The sequence below is a fragment of the Tenacibaculum sp. AHE14PA genome, from assembly GCF_019278465.1.
Lineage (GTDB): Bacteria > Bacteroidota > Bacteroidia > Flavobacteriales > Flavobacteriaceae > Polaribacter > Polaribacter bernardetii.
Genome location: NZ_CP058983.1, coordinates 1,064,076 through 1,082,879, shown reverse-complemented (window position 1 = coordinate 1,082,879; position 18,804 = coordinate 1,064,076). Strand labels below are relative to the sequence as shown.

The following is an 18,804-nucleotide window of genomic DNA, read 5'->3' as shown; positions in this document are numbered from 1 at the left end:
TGTGGTTTATTTGGTAAAATCGGTTTATATAGCATTTAACGGAACTTGATTTTTTAATACCTGAATACAAGTTAGTTGTTTTGTTTTATTAATCAAAAAATGAAATATTATGGCAAGACAAACAGGAATTATTAAATTAAAAGGAACTATCGGTGGTATTTCTTTTTACAAAACAAGTGATGGACATCTAGCACGCGAGAAAGGTGGTGTTGATGCCAGTCGTATTGCAAATGATCCTGCGTTTCAGAGAACGCGTGAAAATGGGTCGGAATTTGGACGTGCAGGAAAAGGTGGAAAAGTATTGAGAAATGCTATTCGTATTCTTTTGCAAAATGCAAAAGATAAACGTGTAGTTTCTCGATTAACAAAAGACCTTTTAGCTATCATTAAGACAGACACGACCAATGATAGAGGTTTAAGAACCTTAACAGAAGGGGATTTTAACCTATTATTAGGTTTTGAATTCAATCTAAATGGTAAATTAGGTACTACTTTATTTACACCTTTTGTAAATGCGTTTGACCGTGTTTCTGGGGATGCAACTTTGGACATTGCTCCTTTTTCTCCAACTTTAAGAATTGCAGCTCCTTCAGGAACAACACATTTTAAAGTGGTTATGGGTGCTGCTGAATTGGATTTTGAAAATGAATCTTCAGTTTCTGAAAATGACGAAACAGCTATTCTGCCTTACACATCTGCAGATACAGCAGCTATTGCTTTAACGGCATCATTAACTACTAACTCTACTGTAGATGTTGTTCAGGTGCTTGGTATTGAATTTTATCAAGAAGTAAATGGGCAAATGTATGAGTTAAAAAACGGTGCTTACAATGCCTTATCTGTTGTTACTATAGATACTCCATAATTATGGATTTAATACTCTATAGAGCGTATTACAAAGAGGGTACTAATGGTACTCTCTTTTGTTCTGATACCTTTTTATGTCACACAATAGAGCTTCCCTGGAAAAACAACAAGCGTAATTTATCGTGTATTCCAGAAGGCTCTTATGAAATCGTTACAAGGTATTCTAAACGTTTTCAAAATCATCTTTTAGTTAAAGGTGTAAAAAACAGACGATTGATTTTATTTCATCCAGCTAATAATGCTTTAAAAGAATTAGAAGGATGTATTGCACCAGTAACCTATTTAAGTAATATAGGTATGGGAACTCAATCAAGACCAATGATGCAAAAACTATTGTCTTTGGTACATCAAGCAAAAGACCGTAAAGAATCTATTTTATTAACTATTAAATCACAAAATTATGAACATTGTAGAACGTTATAAAAAACCAACTCCGAAGTTTTTCAAAATTTTAAGAAATATTGGTATTGCTTTAGCAACAGCTGGTGGTGCCATTATTGCAGCTCCAATCACAATGCCTGCAATTGTTGTAACTATTGCAACTTATATGACAGTTGCCGGAACAGTTGCCACAGCTGTAAGTCAAGCAGTTGTTAAAGATGAAGGTAAATCTGAAATTAAAGCTAATGCAACTAACGATGGACCATAATACAAAAGCTAGTTTTTTGGGTGGTATTTTCTTTTCTTCAGTAGTAAATATTGGTGTTGAAGATTTTATCACTACCAGTATTTTAGCTATTGTTGGCGCAACAGTTAGTTTTTTTGTTTCAATTTTTTTGAAATTTTTATACGAAAAGCTTAAAATTAAACTCAAAAAATAGTTTTGGAACTACAAACCCAATAACATTAATTTTAAAAGAGAAACGAAAAAAGCCTAAAAAAAAAGGAAAGAGAAAGCAGAGAACACCAAGCACGATAGTGCTTATCTTTGTTTTCTCTTTCCTTTTTTCAATAATAAATGTTATCTCTTTACGGGGTAACGTGACGTAGGTGGAAGTAATTATTGATGTTGAGGTTGGAAAAAATAAATTAAGTGCATTATGATAATAATGTGCTCTTTTTATGTCCTGTATTTAATAATTAACTCTAATTTTTTACTTAACGAAATGAAGCAAACAAAGAATTTTGATAAAGAAATTAAATGAATTTAGCAGGATTTTTGTGCAGATGAATGAGATAAGAAAAAAATATACGTTTTTTATCGTTTTTAAAAGTTGAGAATTGCGGATGAATTGCGCGCAAAGGCATTCTCAAATTTTAAAAATGTTAGCCAAATGGCGACTGAATGCCGAAGTATGAGTAAGGAAATAATTAAGGTACGTAGTGCGCTGGCAGCAGCGATAATAAGTGTATGGTTTTTTATTTGCATTGTTCTATTTTTCTGATTGGTTTTATTAAAAGTGAATGCTTCGAAAATGTATTTACTGTAACTAAATTTCTATTTTAAAAATGTTGTTTTTATGATTTAAGAATTCGTATTTACTTTTAGTGAAACCAATTTCATCTTATTTTCTTGGCAAATAAAAAATTATACTCTTATTGGCTATTTTTGATTTTATAGGTGCTTTAGAATTACTCTTAATAGTTCTAATTTTTAATGATTTTTAAACTTAATTTATTGAAACTAAAAGGCACTTATAAAAACAATGCAACAATTCCAAAATATTGTTTAAAAATCTAAATGTTATTCATTATTTCCAATGTGAGCGTTGGATGAGTGGATATTTTACATAATAGCAGTTATAGCTACTAAAATATAATAAAATGCCGTAGGCAACCATTGAAAAGATTTTTGCTACTATAACTTCTATTATGTAACATAGCTTGGGATAGCGTTTAAATTATTAGCTTTTGGCAATGTGCAGCTCTTTGCAGTTGTGTAATGAGGCACGAATGAAACAAGCTGTAATGTGCTGCATAAGTGTGGCAATTTAAACGCTATAAAGGAATGGCGAGGGGAACAAACTAAAAGACAGAGGATTTTGAGGAACGAAAAAACTGGGTTTTAGTTTGTGGGGGAAATTATATAGCTGCTTTATGGTGCAAATCAATACCTTCAATTTCATAAACTTGTGTTGTAATACAATTTAATTTTTCAGGATTAAAAATTGCCAAATTATATCCTTCAGAATATAAGGAACTTTGATATTCTACTCCGTCAAAACCTAATGATTTAATGAACTCTGAAATATATTGAGTAGGAATATAATCTAATTGTTTATCTAACTTACGAATTGGTAATGAAATTTCTTTTTGTAATGTTTGAATAAAAGGAACATAAATTAAAAAATCTTCAATTGCTTCATTTTCTGACCAAGGAATTGGATCATCTTTTGGATTCCTTAAATTTAAAATTTTTAAATCTTCTTTTAACTGAAATTCGCCAACAGTTACATAATCAAAGAGTGAAGCTCTTGTTTCATATAAAGATGTTTTAAGTGTATCTGCAACATATAAATAAGAAATACCTTTAGGGTTTGCTCTACCTCCAGTAGTAACTTCTTTTGGTGGATTACCCATTTTATCTGGCGCAAAACCTTTCTTGTCTGAAATACGACAACGGTAAAATATTCTTCCTTTTTTAATTTCTTTATAAAAACTTTCGTGCTCAAAAAAATTGGCTAGTTTTTTTAAATCTATTGTATTTTGAATGTGGTAACGATTTGTATATTTTATTTCTTCTTTAAAATCTTCCCAAATACCGTGAATTTGATTTGTTTCAGAGAGTAATTCTATCTTAATTTCAGAAGATACGTTACTATTAAATAATTCGGTAATATCTTCCATTTCATCTATAAAAATTGCTTTAAATAGTTCTTTGGAATCTTCAACTATATCTGTAGTAAGGTTAAAATCTTTTTTTAAAGATTGTGCTATATCTTGGTTAGAGTTAGCATCAACAGCGTATAAGGACAAGAAATTTCTAAAAAAAGGAATTAACTCTCTAGCTGTATAAATAGATACATTTGTTGATTTACAAAAATTACAGTTACCAACTCTATCATCAGCATTTATTATACTAATGATATAATCACTAGTAAAACAGTTTACACAACAATTCATAACTAAATGTTTTTAATTACTAATTCGATGTGATTCATAATTGACAACTTTTTTAAAGTGCCAAGACCAGGAAAATGACCTCTTTGGTGCAAATCTCGAAAAGTATTTACTGCATTTGTTTGTATATCTTGTTGGTTACACCAAGTAACTAACTTATGTATAGCTTCAGAAAATTTACCACCAATATCTGATACATCACCATTAGAGTCAGACACAAAATGTTTTACTCTTATTCTATCATTACCATCTATATAAGATAAATGTATTGCTACAGCTCTAGGTAAAAATCCTGAATCGGAATAATTATCACCTATAGTAAGAAAATCGCCAAAACCAACAAAACCATCTTCTTGATAATATTTGTATTCTTCAGAAAAGCTGCTTTCTAAATCAAGATAATCTGCATTTTTAGGCATTTCCTTAAAATAATCATCTAGTGATACACGCGTGTTTTGAGCAAACTCTCTATAATATCTTCTACTTGTTTTAGAGAAGTAAATTAAGTTATAAACGATATTAAGATTTGTAGTAAGTAATTCTATATTATTACCGGAAACTTCAGAATTGTGAATTAAGGTAACACCATTAAAATTAAAATTCAAAGCACCTATAAAATCAATAAATGTTTGGATATTTCTTTCGGATTTATCATCCATAATAACAGCTAATTGGAAGTTCTCATAGCCTTGTAAACTTTCTGAAACTACATTAATAATTTCTTGATGCTTTCCTTTTAAATCGCCAACTCTAGGGTTTATAATAATATTAAAATTAACATTTTTAGAGGCTAATTCTTTTAATGTTGATTTAAAAGTTGATGTACTTTTAACTGGTTCTATTACTGGTGAAGTTTTTAATATATCATCTGAAAATATCGAGCATAAATCTCTTAATGCGATTAATTCAAATTGTTTACCTCTAACATATGGGAAATACATACTTTGCTTTTTTGGGATAAAAAATTATCTAACTGTTGGTATTCATTATCAGAAAAGTTTAAAGAATAACATATATGTTTTAATGCTTCTGGAATTTGTCTTTTTTTAAAACTTTCTGGGTTAGAAATATTTCTAAACTTTAATTTTTGAATTACTAATTTTTGAAATTCTAAAATATCAATATTTTTTGACAACTTAAGACATTCTCTGAATATTTGTGTATTAGGCACATTTGGCACAACATTAAAATATGATTTAATTATACTTAAATATTCGTCTTTTCTTAATGTTTTAAATAATGTTTCGTGGTTAAAAACTGATTGATTTACTTTTGCTTCTTTTAAAGTTTTAAGTGCATTTCTATTAGTTAATTCAATAATACCAATATTAGAATTGTAATATTTTGTCAATAAATTAGGAATGTGTTTAGAACTTGTTACAATGTAAATTTTATCAGCAAATTTCTCATAATCTGATATTTGTTTATCTAATTTCTCTAAACCATCAAGCTCTGTTTTTATTTCATAAACACGAGCTTCACCATTTAAAAGCACAAAATCTGCAATAGAATTACCTACTTTAAATTCATTTAAAGCAATGGTATTTTTAAGACTATATTTTTTAATTAAAAGCTTGTTAATTAGTACGTTTTTATAGACATATTCATTTTTATAAACCTTTAATAATGATTTATAAATTTGATTAAGCACCTCAAGATTAGTAGTATTCTCATTAATTTTAGCATATCTGTTTATACGGTAAAATGTATCAAAATAATTATCTTCTCTTACTATTTTTTTAAAATTAGAGGCAGAAAATATTTGAGCTAAACTTCTTATTTGGGTAATGTCGCTAGTTTTGTCCATTATTCAACAAATTTACAAATTTCATTAAGAAGTCGTATAATTAACGACTTTTTCTGTTATAGATTTAAAACACGTCTATTTACTTATTATTGTTTTCAATATTTAAAAGCTATTAAAAATTTAACCACGTTTGTCTTTACTGCTTGAATCGAAACTTATTAAGTTAAACATTTGTCGCATTCTGGAACGTACACGATTACCATATCTTTCTTCTAATTCTTGTGCATTGAGATTGGTTGTAGCGTGAGTTCTTATTTTTCTTTTTAGGAATAAATCGTAACGAGATAAAAGAATTTCTCCCATTACATTACAATCTTTACCAAAATGACGACCAGTTGATTCAACACCTAAATCATCAAAACAATAAAAACTACTATTACCATATTCTTCAATAGTTTTGTAACCAATATTATTAAATGCGAATGTGATATTTCTAGCAGGAATTAGTTCATACGGTTTTTGATGTGGTACCATAAACCTTAATAATTTCATTAAGCTTGTTTTACCACAACCTACTGGACCAGATAATAAAATACCTTTGTATGGATCTATTTCTAATTTTTTGCAAGCTTCAAAATCACTTATAAAATAGACACATAGTTTATATAAAATAACCTCATCTTCTTCATAGATTTTAAAGTTTTTACCAAAGAGCAGTTTTCCTTTTGCATCAAGATAAATTAATATTTTTTTGAAATCGTATGAAATATTATTGTTATTAAATTCTCCTAATTGGTATTGAACACCTCCTTCTTTTATAATATGTGGTTGTATCTTATTCATAGTTTTAGATAGTGAGTTACTGAAATAAGCGCCTTATGACGCAAAGCGTTATAAAGGCTCATTGTAGTTTTTGTTTTTACTTGTCTTTAGGTTGTCTTGATTTTGGCTAACTGCTTTTTGACTTATTTTTGTTTTTATTTCTTCAGCTTTTAGCATCCAATTTTTAGCAGTAGCTTGCCAATTGACAATTTTTGTTTTGCCTCCTACTTTCCAACCAATACCTTGATAATGATTAAAAAATTTTTGAGCTTCAATTATTGGCCATTTTTCTTTTTTAAAAAAAGTAATAACATCATTTTCATTTTTTGGCTGGTCAAGTTTATTAATGTTTTTATTAGTTTGTATATGTTTATTATTAGATACCAGTGCTTGTCCGTTTATAGGATTGTATGAGTCCATAACTTGTTTATAACTTGTCTCAAAATTGAACATCTTAATTTTGCTTCCCTTAAATGGATTGTGTGATGGATAGTAAATAATATACTTCCAATGATTTAGCTCTTTAATACATTTATGATATGTTGATTTAGAGCCTATCTTTGAAAAGCTCATTACTTCTTCTCGATTGATATAAAATTCGTCTAAAAACCGATTGTTATTCCATATTTGGAATAATGCTATATATAAACTTATATGTGTTGGATTTAAACGGTTGTCTTTAGAGAATTGAATAAATACACCTTTTAGGTGTTTTATATAATTAACTTTTTGCATAGAATAGGTGTTTTAGCTGCACTTAAAGTGGCATTAAAACTTGTTGTGTATTCTATTGTCTTGCATTACTTTTTGAATATCATCATAATCGTAATAAATAACACCACCAACTTTAGTGTATGGTAACGTTCCGTTAATTCGTAAGTTTTGTAATGTACCTGGTGAAATACTTAACAGGTCGCGAACTTCTGGTGATTTTAACCATTTTTTAGTGGCTAAACCAGTTTTGTTATTGATGATTGTTTTAATACCTTCTAATAATTCTAATTTGAATTCGTGAAGATCTTCGGTTGTAATAATTGTTGCTGCCATAGTAAACGATTTAAGTTAAAAACAGCTACCACATCAAACTTTCGTTATCAATGGCAGCTATTAAATTGATTTAATTCACGAGTTAGAATGTTTTTCTTAAATAGGTATTCGTGAATCTGCGATTTGACTTTCGTTTAGCAAATATGAAGTGAATTATTGAGTGTTTTTCACAAGTTACACCCAACTTGGGTGTTTTTATATGCTCATATTTAATGAATTATATTTATGTGTTTTAATATTTTACTTGTAAAATATAGGTATTAAAAAAGAGCAAATTCTATGAAAATTATTTGCTCTTTAAAACACCCAAGTTGGGTGTCTATTCATCAGATTCTAGCATTTTATCTACTAAAGATTCTTTTAGTTTATCAATGAATTTTGTTTGATTTATTTTGCGTGAACGGATTTCTAAAAAGGTTCTATAATAATCACCCAAACTAACGTTAAACATTTGTTCGCAAATTAAGGCTACCTCTTTAATATCTGCTGTTCCACTATTTATTACTCCAGAACTATGAAGTGCATAAATGAGTTCTATTAAATCTGTTTTATTACCTGTCCAAAATAATTTTGACTGCTTTTGAAAAGCGTTATAATTTGCTTCCATACCATTGTTATTTTCAAGTTTATCAATTTCAGTTTTTAAATAAATTATTAACATATCATAAGCAAGAATTGTTGCTACAGTAGAATCGTGGCTTGTAGAAAATTTATCATCTGCGAAAAAAGAAAGAGAATCTGGAAATAAACGAATATTAGCTTTTCCTCTAATAAAATATTCGTTATCCAAAAAAGTAGCACCTCGTCTATAATAATGATAAAACTCTAAATTATCATTAAAATAATTTTGCAACCTATCTATATGTTTGTTAAAATACTTTACTTGAGATTTGTTACTACTTCTTGGTCTTTTACTTTCAATGCTAAATAATTTCACATAATAAATTAATTTACTAAAAACTTGAGGCTTAATATTTTTGAAAAAATAGATTTCATCAGAAGTTGATGTTGATTTTCGTTTTAACAAAAGTTCTCTTATTTGTTCAAGAGCTCTTTGAGTTACTTTAATACCTTCTTCAGACTTTTCTAAAACACCTTCAATTTCTTTTTCTAAAAAATCTAAATTAGAATCTAATTTTTTTACTATTCTTTCAATCTTTTTCAACTTACAGTAGTTATGAGGACAATAAATCTGGTTTGTTTAAAAATACTTTACTTTAAAAAAATTAAAATAAATACAATGACTTTAATTATTTAACGCCATTGCATTCGTTGTAATCTTACAGCATTCAAAATTGCTAATAACGCAACACCTACATCAGCAAATACAGCTTCCCACATTGTTGCTAAACCACCTGCACCTAATATTAAAACAACTATTTTAACACCAAAAGCTAAAATGATATTCTGCCAAACAATTTTTCGAGTAGAACGACTAATTTTTATTGCTCTAACCACTTTTGAAGGTTGGTCTGTTTGAATTATGACATCTGCTGTTTCAATAGCGACATCACTTCCCAAACCGCCCATTGCAATTCCAACATCACTCGCTGCTAAAACTGGTGCATCATTAATACCATCACCTATAAAAGCTATTTTGTTTGCTGGATTTTGCTTTAAAATTTCAACTTCATTTAATTTATCCTCTGGTAGTAAACCTCCTTTAGCATTTTCAATATTCAATTCTTTTGCTACTTGTTGGGTAATGGATTCCTTATCTCCAGAAAGCATCATTATATTATTAATACCAACTTTATGTAAGGCTGTAATTGTTTCTTTTGCGTCCTCCTTTAATTCATCTGCAATGACAACATAACCTGCAAATGTATTGTCTATAGATACTAATACTATAGATTCTACAATAGTTTCTGTTTCCTCTAAAACTTTAATATTATTAGCTGTCATTAGGGCTTTATTACCAACTAAAACAGTCTTGCCATTCACGATACCTTTTAAACCTTTACCTGCTATTTCAGTAACTTCGGAAGCCTCATAATCTGCACCTTCATCTTTATATTCCAAAATGGCTTTTGCAATAGGATGTGTGGATTGTTCTTCCATAGCCATCAGGTATTTCATAAATTCGGACTCGTCCCAACCAATAGCTTTGATTACTTTGATTTTGAAAACTCCTTTTGTAACTGTTCCGGTTTTATCCATAACCAACGTATTTATTTTGGTCATTGCATCGAGAAACGAAGCGCCTTTAAATAAAATTCCGTTTTTTGAAGCTGCACCCAATCCTCCGAAATAACCCAATGGAATAGAAATTACCAAAGCACAAGGACAAGAAATCACAAGAAAAATTAAAGCTCTGTATAACCAATCTCTAAAGACATAATCATCTACAAAAAAGTATGGTAGAAACGTAACACCTATTGCTAAAAACACAACTATTGGCGTGTAGATACGTGCAAATTTTCTAATGAATAATTCTGTTTTAGATTTTCGAGCTGTGGCGTTCTGTACCATATCCAAAATTCTTGCAATGGAACTGTCTTTAAATTCTTTGGTGGTTTCTATTTCAATTACACCGTCCAAATTAATGCTGCCTGCAAAAACTTTTTCACCTTTTGCAATCGTATCAGGTTTACTTTCTCCTGTTAATGCAGCTGTGTTGAATGAACCTTTTTTGGAAAGTAGAATACCATCTAAAGGAATTTTTTCTCCCACACGCACTTGCACTTGTTCGCCAATTTCAACCGTTTCTGGACTCACAGACACATAATCATTGTTGCGATATACCAGAGCTTCATTTGGTCTTACATCCAATAATGCTTTTATATTTCCTTTTGCTCTGTTAACAGCTGCATTTTGAAATAGTTCCCCAACTGCGTAAAACAACATTACTGCAACACCTTCAGGATATTCGCCAATAATAAACGCACCAATAGTAGCAATGGACATTAAAAAGAACTCTGTAAACACATCTCCTTTTTTAATACTTTCCCATCCTTCTTTTACTACAGGAAGACCTACTGGCAAATATGCTATACCATACCATACAATACGCAACCAATCTTTAAAAAATGCAACATCAAAATAATCTAAAGCAATGCCAATAATTAGCATTGTAAAACTTATGATTGCTGGAATATAGGCTTTAATTTGACTTGAATTGCCACTATGATCGTGACCATCATCGTGACTATGTTGTTCTTCTGAATCTGGTTTTAAATCTCTTAAATTGACTTTCTTTTTTTTCATTTTGAATTGAATAAATTTTTAATATCATTAGGAATAGGCATACGTTTTAATGGTGGTACATTTGCACCTCCTGTATTGCCGATTGGTATGTGATTAATGAACGATTTCCAACCTCCAACAATTAATCTTATTATTTGTCCAAATACTTCTTTGGTGTTTTTTTGCATTAAGCCAAACTTTAGCATTAACCAATGTGAATAGGTATGCTCAATAGGATAAGATTGACCTATAATGTGACTTCTTTCTAAATGATACCACGCATTAGTAAAATCACTGTTAGCCAAAGCAACTTCAAATAAACCAAGTTCTTTATTATAAGCATCTTTTAAATACTTTGGTATTTTATAATTCAGTTTCATTATTATCTCATTTGATTGTAAAAATATAATACCAATACGTGCAATGGAAGTGCAATTATTGTCCACTACATTTATCACAAATACCTTTTACCACCAAGTTTACGTTTTCTGACACAAAACCATCTGGTACTTTTATTTGAGGAATTTTATGCTCTGTTAAGCAAATAGTTTCATTACAGTTATTGCAATGAAAATGCAAATGCAAATCAGTTTCAATTTCACAGCTGCAATCTTGTTCACACAGTGCATATTTAGTAATACCCGTCCCATCATCTATTTGATGCACAATGCCTTTATTTTCAAAAGTTTTAATAGTTCTGTACAGTGTTGTTCTATCAGCTTTGGCAAATGCATTTTCTATGTCACTTAAAGTAACAGCTACTTTTTTACTTAATAGAAACTGTAAAACCAACAGGCGCATAGCCGTTGGTTTTACTTTATTGTTCTCTAATATTTGCTCTATATTTTCCATACTGCTATAAATTATAGCGTTTTAAGGAATCTCCAGTTTTAATTTGAAAGGCATCCTCGATATTTGCTATATAGATAATGCCGTCTCCAGGTTCTTCCGTTTTGCCATTTTTTAAAATTATTTCAATGGCAGCTTGGGCTTCCTCATTTTGACAAACTAATTCCAACTTAACCACTGGACTATCGGTAATATGAAAATCCAAGGAAGGTCTTGCTCCTTTTGATTTGAATGCGCCAGTACCTTCGGCTTGTGAAAGGGTCATACTTTTAAATCCATTATCGGTTAGTGCTTCAATGATTTTTTGGATACGGTTCGGTTTTATAAATGCTTTTATTTCTTTCATATTATAAATTTTTAGAATGTTAATCGATTTTGAACCGAGCCTGTTTTTTAATTTTTAACTAACTAATTAAGACGATAAACAAACTCGGAATCAAAATCTTTGATTGTTATTGAATTAATGTCCGTGTTCCAGTTCGCCCTTGACCATTTCCGAAGACAGGTTATAAGCTCCGTTTATCACGACTTTGGCATCCTTTGAAACTTCGGCAGGAAGATTGACTTCAACAAAGCCTAAATCAGTAATACCGACCGTTACGGGTATCATTTTGAATTTCATTTTGCCCGCTTCCATTTCTTCATCTTCATCCAAAATGAAAATGAAGGATTGCTCGCCTTCTTTTATAATGGCAGCTTCCGGTACGGCAAAACCCTTTTTCTCGCCCTGCACTATGCGCCCTTCCACATACATACCCGGCAATAGGTTTTTATCCTTGTTTTCAATATCTGCCAGAACTTCCAAAGCTTTTGGGTCTGTATTGAAGGTTTTACCAACAGACCGAACGGTTGCTTTAAGCAGTTCATCTGGACGAGAGGCCGTGGAAAAATATATCTGTTGCCCTTGCTTGATTTGCTTTATGTCCTTCTCATATACTTTGAAGTTGACATAAATTTTTGAGTTGTCGCTTATCGAGAACATTTTGGATTGTTGTGCCACGTAATCGCCAAGGCTAATCATTACTTCATTCACATACCCACTTATAGGCGAGGTAATGGGAACAGCGGAATATATCTGTCCTTCCGCCACTTTGTCCGGGTTAATGCTCAACAGTCTCAATTGGGACCGCAAACCATTGACGCTGGATGTTGTAGAACGAAATTTTGACTGTGCCATTTGAAATTCCTTGCCAGAAGAAACACCTTTATCATAAAGAGTCTGCTTGCGCTCAAAATCCTGTTTCAAAAAGACCAATTCATCATTTTTTTCCTGATAATCTTGTTGCATTGCAATGATATCAGGGTGTTCTATATATGCCAACACCTGTCCTTTGCTTACGTTATCTCCGGGTATTACTTTTATGGAACTCACATTTCCACCAACAAACGGACTGATGTTCGCCTTGTCCTGTGGGAAAAGCTCCAACGTACCTGTTACTTTAATGTTGTTCCCTAAATTCCGTTCCTCCAAAGGTTTCATTTCCAAACCGATGGTTTCGGCCTGTTGTTTTGTAAGTTCGACAACGCCTTCTTCCTCGCTGTGTCCACCTTCTTCCTCTCCTTCATCGTGACCTTCTTCGCCGTGCGCATCCTCTTTGGCTTCATTGGTTTTTGATACGCCTTCAGCTTCGTTATGCCCAAGTTCAGATTTTTGGGCATCGTTACAACTTATAAACATAAGTGCAAATAATACGGTACTTACTAATAGTATATTCTTCATTTCTCTTTTTTTAAGGTTATAAATTGCCCAATTGATATTGCATATCAATGGTTTGTTGGTTATACTGATTGATGTATTGTAAATGGTTTTGTTTAATGCGGATGGCACTATTGAGAATCGTGATGTAATTGACGTAATCTATTTCGCCTTCTTTAGATGCCAATTGTGCGGTGGTAATTTGTTCTTCTGCCAAGAGTAGTGCACCTTCTTCGTAATATTGCAAAATCTTCTTTGTTTTTTCAAGGGATTTGGTCAATTGCGACACACGACTTTCCGTGACGGCCTTTTGTTCCAAATATTGATTCTCTGCTACCATTGCGTCTGCCTTGGCTGCCTTGACCCTCGACTTCTGCGGAAAAAACCACAACGGAATACTAATACCTGCCTGATAGGTGTTGAAGCCTGACACTTCATCCACAACCTGTCTGCCATACGATAAGCTGAATTTCGGTAGGAATTGTGATTTCTCAACGCCCACGTTTGCTTTACTTACTTCGGCATTTTGCAAGGCATATTGCAACATTGGGTTATTCGCTACCGAAGTGGAATCTAATGTCGCCATAAAATCCAATGTTTTGTATGGTTCACTAATCGTTTCAATGGATTCATCCGTTCCCAAATATTGTTTTAAGGCACGTTTGGCTATTTCAATATCATCAAAAGCTTGTTGCCTTAATACTTGAATCTGTTGAAATTCGGAAGAGGCCGAAATAAATTCCAACTTACCTGTTTCTCCAGTATCATACCGAAGCTGGGCAGCGGTCTTAAAATTGGCATAAATACTGTCCAATTGGTCTGCAAAGCGCAACTGTGCCTTGTAATAATTTATTTGGTCATACGCCTGCATCACATTACGCACCAATTGTTGTTCACTTGCCACATAAAACTTTTCTCCCAAGGCAATACGCTCTTTGTAAAACTTCGATTTTGAAAATCCGGAAAGCAAATCAATATTGCCCTGTTGTACACCAACGGTGGTCTGTACTCCAGGAAGATTATTGCCATATTCTTCTTTGCCCGTGAAAACTTGGGTGCTACCAAGGTCAAAACTGGTGCCTTTCATAGCCTTTTCCCGTTCAATAAAAGCTTGGCTCTCTTTAAGGGATGGATAATTCTGTTTTGCCAGAGCAATGGCCTCATCAATGGTCAATGTTTTTGGAATTGTACCATCTTGATTGATGTCTTGGGCAAACGCAGTTCCAGAAGCCATCAAACCGCCAACCATCAATAATACAGTTACAATATTCGTTGATTTGTTGACATAACTTACATCTCCATCGTTATTGTTTCGTTCCTTTCTCGATTCGAGCCAATAATAAAGAATAGGAATAACCACCAAGGTCAGAAACGTTGCCGTAAGCATTCCTCCAATTACTACTGTCGCCAAAGGCCGCTGTACTTCTGCACCACCAGAGGTAGAAATAGCCATTGGGATAAAGCCCATAATTGTTGTAATAGCTGTTAATAAAATGGGACGTAAGCGTTCGTGCGTTGCTTCGTATATTCGTTTTTTTAAGTCTGTCATTCCACTATCTTTTAATTCATTGAATTTGTTTATGAGTATGAGTCCGTTTAATACGGCAACTCCGAAGAGCACTATAAACCCGACTCCGGCAGAAATACTGAAAGGCATTCCACGAATCAACAAAACGAAAACACCACCAATGGTCGCCAAAGGCACTGCCATATAGATCATCAAGGCTTGCGTAACTGAATTTAAAGCAAAGTAAAGCAGAACAAATATTGTTAATAGAACGATTGGAACTACAATCATCAATCGGTCTGAAGCACGTTGAAGGTTTTCGAAAGAACCTCCGTAGGTTACAAAATAACCTGGTGGCAGTTTCACGTCCGTTTCCAATTTTTGTTGAATTTCCTCAACCATCGATTTTACATCGCGCCCACGAACATTGACCCCTACCGAAATACGACGAGAGGTATTGTCCCTTGAAATCTGCATTGGCCCGGGCTTATAGCTGATATCTGCAACCTCCTTTAAAGGTACTTGTGCACCGTTTGGCAGGTCTATGAAAAGGTTTTTTAAGCTATTGATGTCTTGTCTATATTCCTCTGCCAAACGAATGACCACATCAAACCTTTTTTCGCCTTCAAAAATTACACCTGCTTCTTCTCCAGAAAATGAAGCACTTACATAATCATTCAGTTTATCAATGGTTACACCGTATTGTGCCATTTTAGCGCGGTTATATACCACCGTCATTTGTGGCAAACCGCTTGTAGCTTCCACATTGAGGTCAGCCGCTCCGGGAACAGTTCTGATGACTGCTGCGATTTCCTGTACCTTGTCGGCTAACACACCCAAATCTTCTCCGTACAGTTTGATTGCCACGTCCTCACGAACACCGGTAAGCAATTCATTAAAACGAAGTTCCACAGGTTGTGTAAATACGAAATTTACGCCGGGAACGACTGATATTTTTTCTTGTATTTTTTCTATGAGTTCTTCTTTACTCTCTGCAGAAGTCCATTTACTCTTATCTTTTTCAAGAATAATATAACTATCGGCAATATCCATAGGCATTGGGTCTGTTGGTATTTCAGCCACACCAATTCTTGAAACTACTGTTTTTACTTCCGGAAACTCATTGATTAAATTCTGAAGTTTCTCTGAAGCCTCAATAGATTCTGTAAGACTGCTCCCCGGTTTTATCAATGCTTGAAATGCAATATCGCCTTCATCAAATTTAGGGACAAATTCTGCTCCCATATTGCTAAAAATAAATCCTGAAATCAAAAGCAAGGCAACCGCGCCTATAACCACACCTGCCCGAAAGCGAAGTGCAAAATTTAATATAGGCAGATAGATACGATTCAGGACATCCATAATTTTATCACTGAACGTATCAATCTTGTTTTCAAACTTGGCGAACCAACTATTTTGATTTTTAGCAGGTTTTAAAAATAATGATGACATCATTGGCACGTAGGTAAGACAAAGGATAATTGCCCCTAAAACGGCAAAACCAAATGTAAATGCCATTGGTCGGAACATTTTCCCTTCCACACCGGTCAAAAATAGAATCGGTGTAAAAACTATAAGAACAATTAGTTGACCGAAGAAGGCAGAATTCATCATTTTACTTGAAGATTCATAGGCGATTTCATCCATTTCAGCTTGGTTGATGGCGGTTGTGGATTTTTTCATCCGTTGATGAATGTGGAAAACCGCCCCTTCCACGATAATCACCGCACCATCTACAATAATTCCAAAATCGATCGCACCCAAGGACATTAAATTTGCCCAAATGCCAAATTGTTTCATCAAAATAAATGCAAATAATAGACATAAAGGGATTATCGAAGCTGCTATCAAGCCACCACGGAAGCTTCCTAAAAGCAAGACCAAAACAAATATGACGATTAGGGCTCCTTCTATTAGATTGGTTTTAACGGTACTTGTGGTTGCCTCAATAAGTTCACTTCGGCTTAAAAAAGCATCAATATAAACGCCTTCCGGCAGGGATTTTTGAATTTCTACAATACGCTTTTCCACATTTTCGATCACGTCGCCTGGGCTTTCGCCTTTCAGCATTAAAATTTGTCCACCAACAGTTTCGTGTCCATCTTGGGTAAACGCACCATAACGCACTTGATTACCATAGCCTACTTTTTCGGCGACATCCCGTATTAAAACAGGGCTTCCTTTTTGTGTGGTTACAACTGTATTTTTCAAATCCTCGATACTTCGTGCCAATCCTTCGCCACGGATAAAATTGGCTTGGTGGTTTTTTTCAATGTAAGCACCACCAGTATTGGCATTGTTGACTTTCAAGGCTTCAAAGACCTGATTCATTGTAATACCGAAACTTTTCAGCTTATTAGGATTTATTGCAACTTCATACTGTTTTACATAACCTCCAAAAGCATTGACCTCAACGACTCCGGGGACTAATGCCATTTGACGTTTTACAATCCAATCTTGGATGGTACGAAGCTCCATTGCATCGTATTTATCTTCGTAGCCCTCTTTTAATTTTAAGGTGTATTGGTAGATTTCGCCCAGACCTGTAGTTATTGGTGCCATAAATGGCGTGCCGAAGCCTTCGGGGATTTCTCCAGCAACTTCGGTTAATTTCTCTTGTACCAATTGCCGGGGAAGATAAGTGCCTGCCTCGTCCTTAAATACAATGGTAACCACGGACAGCCCAAAACGGGATACTGAACGCAGCTCGATAACGTCAGGAAGATTTGCCATTGCCAATTCTACCGGATAGGTAACAAATTGCTCAATATCTTCAGTACCTAAATTTGGGGCCACTGTAATAACCTGTACTTGGTTGTTGGTAATATCGGGTACAGAACCCAGATTTATAGTGGCCATAGACCAAATGCCCGTACCAACCAATGTCACTATAAATAAGCCAATAATAAATTTATTATTAATGGAAAATGAAATGATTTTATTAATCATAGAAAATGTATTAATTCAGTTAAATTTTTCGATACAATTCTGATATAAAAAATAGAATTAAACGAAATGAAAAGAACCATATAGGCTCAAAAATTGGATATTGTTATCCTTTAAAAAACTGAATTATGCCCTTGGTGGCTGTAAAATGGAAGTAGTAAAATCTTTTTCTGTACTGTTTAAGTAAAGAAAATTTTGTGTAGAAATGTAAGGAAAATCAAGTTTCAAATCTGCAAATTGATAATATGTTGCATTAATATGGCAACATTGGCAAATACAAAAAGGCGAACATAAATCTGAATCTTGGTGTTGATGGTCATCATCCATAGATTGTGAGATTTCTGTTTTAGCATCATCATCAGACGCGACATAATCTGCACAAGGTGCTAAATTAAGAGCGAAAATATAAATTGATAATATAAATGCTATTGATTTCATTATTACAAATATATAAATTATTTAGTGCAATGGTTGTGCAAATAAAATGATTAGTCTTTATTTCATTAAATCAAATTAGAATTTTAGCTTAATATAATTAAAAAAGAGCCTTCCGAAAAAGACTCTTTCATTATTTGCTTAATGGTCGTGATTTGAATGGTCTTCTGATTTCATTTCACTTGACTGATTCATCAACATTTCGTGATCGTATTTACAACAACCTGGTAGATTTTTGTAGGCTTCTTCACTACCAGCTACTTTTTCAGTATCGTAACCTGAAGCTGCTATTGCTTTATGGATTGCCATTGCATCGGTTTTTGTTTCATCAAAGGACACATCAATCTTCTTTTTATCTACATCCCAATTAGCACTTGCAACACCTTCAACACCGTTAGCTGCTTTTTCGATAGTGTTTTTACACATTCCGCAATTTCCTCTTACACCAAAAGACAAATCTGTCATTGCCATATCTTTTGACATTTGTGTAGTGGTTGTTTTTGTTTCTTTTTTTGTTTGACTATTACAACTTGTTACACCTAAAGCTGCTATAACAGCTATACTTAAAATTACTTTTTTACTCACGTCGATTACATTTTTGTTTTTGTGTTCGTGATTTTTCTTTGAAAAATTCATTGTTTT

18 protein-coding genes are annotated in these 18,804 nt (G+C 32.9%); 3 read left to right on the top strand and 15 right to left on the bottom strand.

What is annotated here, in order from left to right; genetic code table 11:
• The first annotated feature begins 109 nt into the window (after positions 1 to 109).
• The 3 genes from H0I30_RS04915 to H0I30_RS04905 are packed head-to-tail and all read left to right on the top strand — an operon-like array spanning position 110 to position 1,516.
• On the top strand, positions 110 to 865 hold the full coding sequence (locus H0I30_RS04915; RefSeq protein ID WP_218773189.1) for a hypothetical protein: 756 nt from the start codon (positions 110 to 112) through the stop codon (positions 863 to 865).
• A 2-nt stretch (positions 866 to 867) separates the two neighbouring features.
• Entirely contained in the window at positions 868 to 1,290 is a 423-nt protein-coding gene (locus H0I30_RS04910) for a DUF5675 family protein (protein ID WP_218773188.1), read from the top strand.
• Positions 1,268 to 1,516: a hypothetical protein gene (locus H0I30_RS04905; protein WP_218773187.1), complete on the top strand. Its 249-nt coding sequence runs from the start codon at positions 1,268 to 1,270 to the stop codon at positions 1,514 to 1,516. Before H0I30_RS04910 ends, H0I30_RS04905 begins: the two co-directional genes overlap by 23 nt.
• Before the next feature lie 1,373 nt (positions 1,517 to 2,889).
• Here the strand turns inward: H0I30_RS04905 and H0I30_RS04900 are convergent.
• The 15 genes from H0I30_RS04900 to H0I30_RS04830 all read right to left on the bottom strand — a co-directional run bounded on the left by H0I30_RS04900 (position 2,890) and on the right by H0I30_RS04830 (position 18,798).
• The gene (locus H0I30_RS04900; RefSeq protein WP_218773186.1) at positions 2,890 to 3,930 is read right to left on the bottom strand and encodes an RES domain-containing protein; all 1,041 of its coding nucleotides are present in this window, start codon (positions 3,928 to 3,930) and stop codon (positions 2,890 to 2,892) included.
• Between the two features lie 2 nt (positions 3,931 to 3,932).
• Positions 3,933 to 4,868 carry a sce7725 family protein gene (locus H0I30_RS04895; protein ID WP_218773185.1) on the bottom strand — a complete coding sequence of 312 codons (936 nt, stop codon included), beginning with the start codon at positions 4,866 to 4,868 and terminating at the stop codon, positions 3,933 to 3,935.
• Positions 4,829 to 5,734, bottom strand: coding sequence for a sce7726 family protein (locus tag H0I30_RS04890; protein ID WP_218773184.1), 906 nt, complete (start codon positions 5,732 to 5,734; stop codon positions 4,829 to 4,831). Before H0I30_RS04890 ends, H0I30_RS04895 begins: the two co-directional genes overlap by 40 nt.
• A 120-nt stretch (positions 5,735 to 5,854) precedes the next feature.
• A complete protein-coding gene (locus tag H0I30_RS04885) occupies positions 5,855 to 6,517 on the bottom strand; it encodes an ATPase (protein ID WP_218773183.1) in 663 nt (220 codons plus the stop codon).
• A gap of 48 nt (positions 6,518 to 6,565) precedes the next feature.
• A complete protein-coding gene (locus tag H0I30_RS04880) occupies positions 6,566 to 7,231 on the bottom strand; it encodes a hypothetical protein (RefSeq protein WP_218773182.1) in 666 nt (221 codons plus the stop codon).
• 33 nt (positions 7,232 to 7,264) lie between these two features.
• Positions 7,265 to 7,543 (bottom strand): helix-turn-helix domain-containing protein, encoded by a 279-nt coding sequence (locus H0I30_RS04875; protein WP_068704635.1) that lies wholly within the window; start codon positions 7,541 to 7,543, stop codon positions 7,265 to 7,267.
• Positions 7,544 to 7,862: 319 nt separating this feature from the next.
• Positions 7,863 to 8,708 carry an RteC domain-containing protein gene (locus H0I30_RS04870; protein ID WP_218773181.1) on the bottom strand — a complete coding sequence of 282 codons (846 nt, stop codon included), beginning with the start codon at positions 8,706 to 8,708 and terminating at the stop codon, positions 7,863 to 7,865.
• A gap of 89 nt (positions 8,709 to 8,797) precedes the next feature.
• Positions 8,798 to 10,750: a heavy metal translocating P-type ATPase gene (locus H0I30_RS04865; RefSeq protein ID WP_218773180.1), complete on the bottom strand. Its 1,953-nt coding sequence runs from the start codon at positions 10,748 to 10,750 to the stop codon at positions 8,798 to 8,800.
• Complete coding sequence (locus H0I30_RS04860; RefSeq protein ID WP_218773179.1) at positions 10,747 to 11,109, bottom strand: DUF3703 domain-containing protein; 363 nt, start codon at positions 11,107 to 11,109, stop codon at positions 10,747 to 10,749. Before H0I30_RS04860 ends, H0I30_RS04865 begins: the two co-directional genes overlap by 4 nt.
• A gap of 55 nt (positions 11,110 to 11,164) precedes the next feature.
• Positions 11,165 to 11,581, bottom strand: coding sequence for a Fur family transcriptional regulator (locus H0I30_RS04855; protein WP_218773178.1), 417 nt, complete (start codon positions 11,579 to 11,581; stop codon positions 11,165 to 11,167).
• Between the two features lie 4 nt (positions 11,582 to 11,585).
• Positions 11,586 to 11,924 carry a P-II family nitrogen regulator gene (locus tag H0I30_RS04850; RefSeq protein WP_218773177.1) on the bottom strand — a complete coding sequence of 113 codons (339 nt, stop codon included), beginning with the start codon at positions 11,922 to 11,924 and terminating at the stop codon, positions 11,586 to 11,588.
• A gap of 114 nt (positions 11,925 to 12,038) precedes the next feature.
• Positions 12,039 to 13,298 (bottom strand): efflux RND transporter periplasmic adaptor subunit, encoded by a 1,260-nt coding sequence (locus tag H0I30_RS04845; protein ID WP_218773176.1) that lies wholly within the window; start codon positions 13,296 to 13,298, stop codon positions 12,039 to 12,041.
• Positions 13,299 to 13,314: 16 nt separating this feature from the next.
• Positions 13,315 to 17,730 carry a CusA/CzcA family heavy metal efflux RND transporter gene (locus H0I30_RS04840; RefSeq protein WP_218773175.1) on the bottom strand — a complete coding sequence of 1,472 codons (4,416 nt, stop codon included), beginning with the start codon at positions 17,728 to 17,730 and terminating at the stop codon, positions 13,315 to 13,317.
• A gap of 123 nt (positions 17,731 to 17,853) precedes the next feature.
• Complete coding sequence (locus tag H0I30_RS04835) at positions 17,854 to 18,165, bottom strand: DUF6660 family protein (protein ID WP_218773174.1); 312 nt, start codon at positions 18,163 to 18,165, stop codon at positions 17,854 to 17,856.
• A 138-nt stretch (positions 18,166 to 18,303) separates the two neighbouring features.
• Positions 18,304 to 18,798 (bottom strand): heavy-metal-associated domain-containing protein, encoded by a 495-nt coding sequence (locus H0I30_RS04830; RefSeq protein ID WP_218773173.1) that lies wholly within the window; start codon positions 18,796 to 18,798, stop codon positions 18,304 to 18,306.
• Positions 18,799 to 18,804 lie beyond the last annotated feature (6 nt).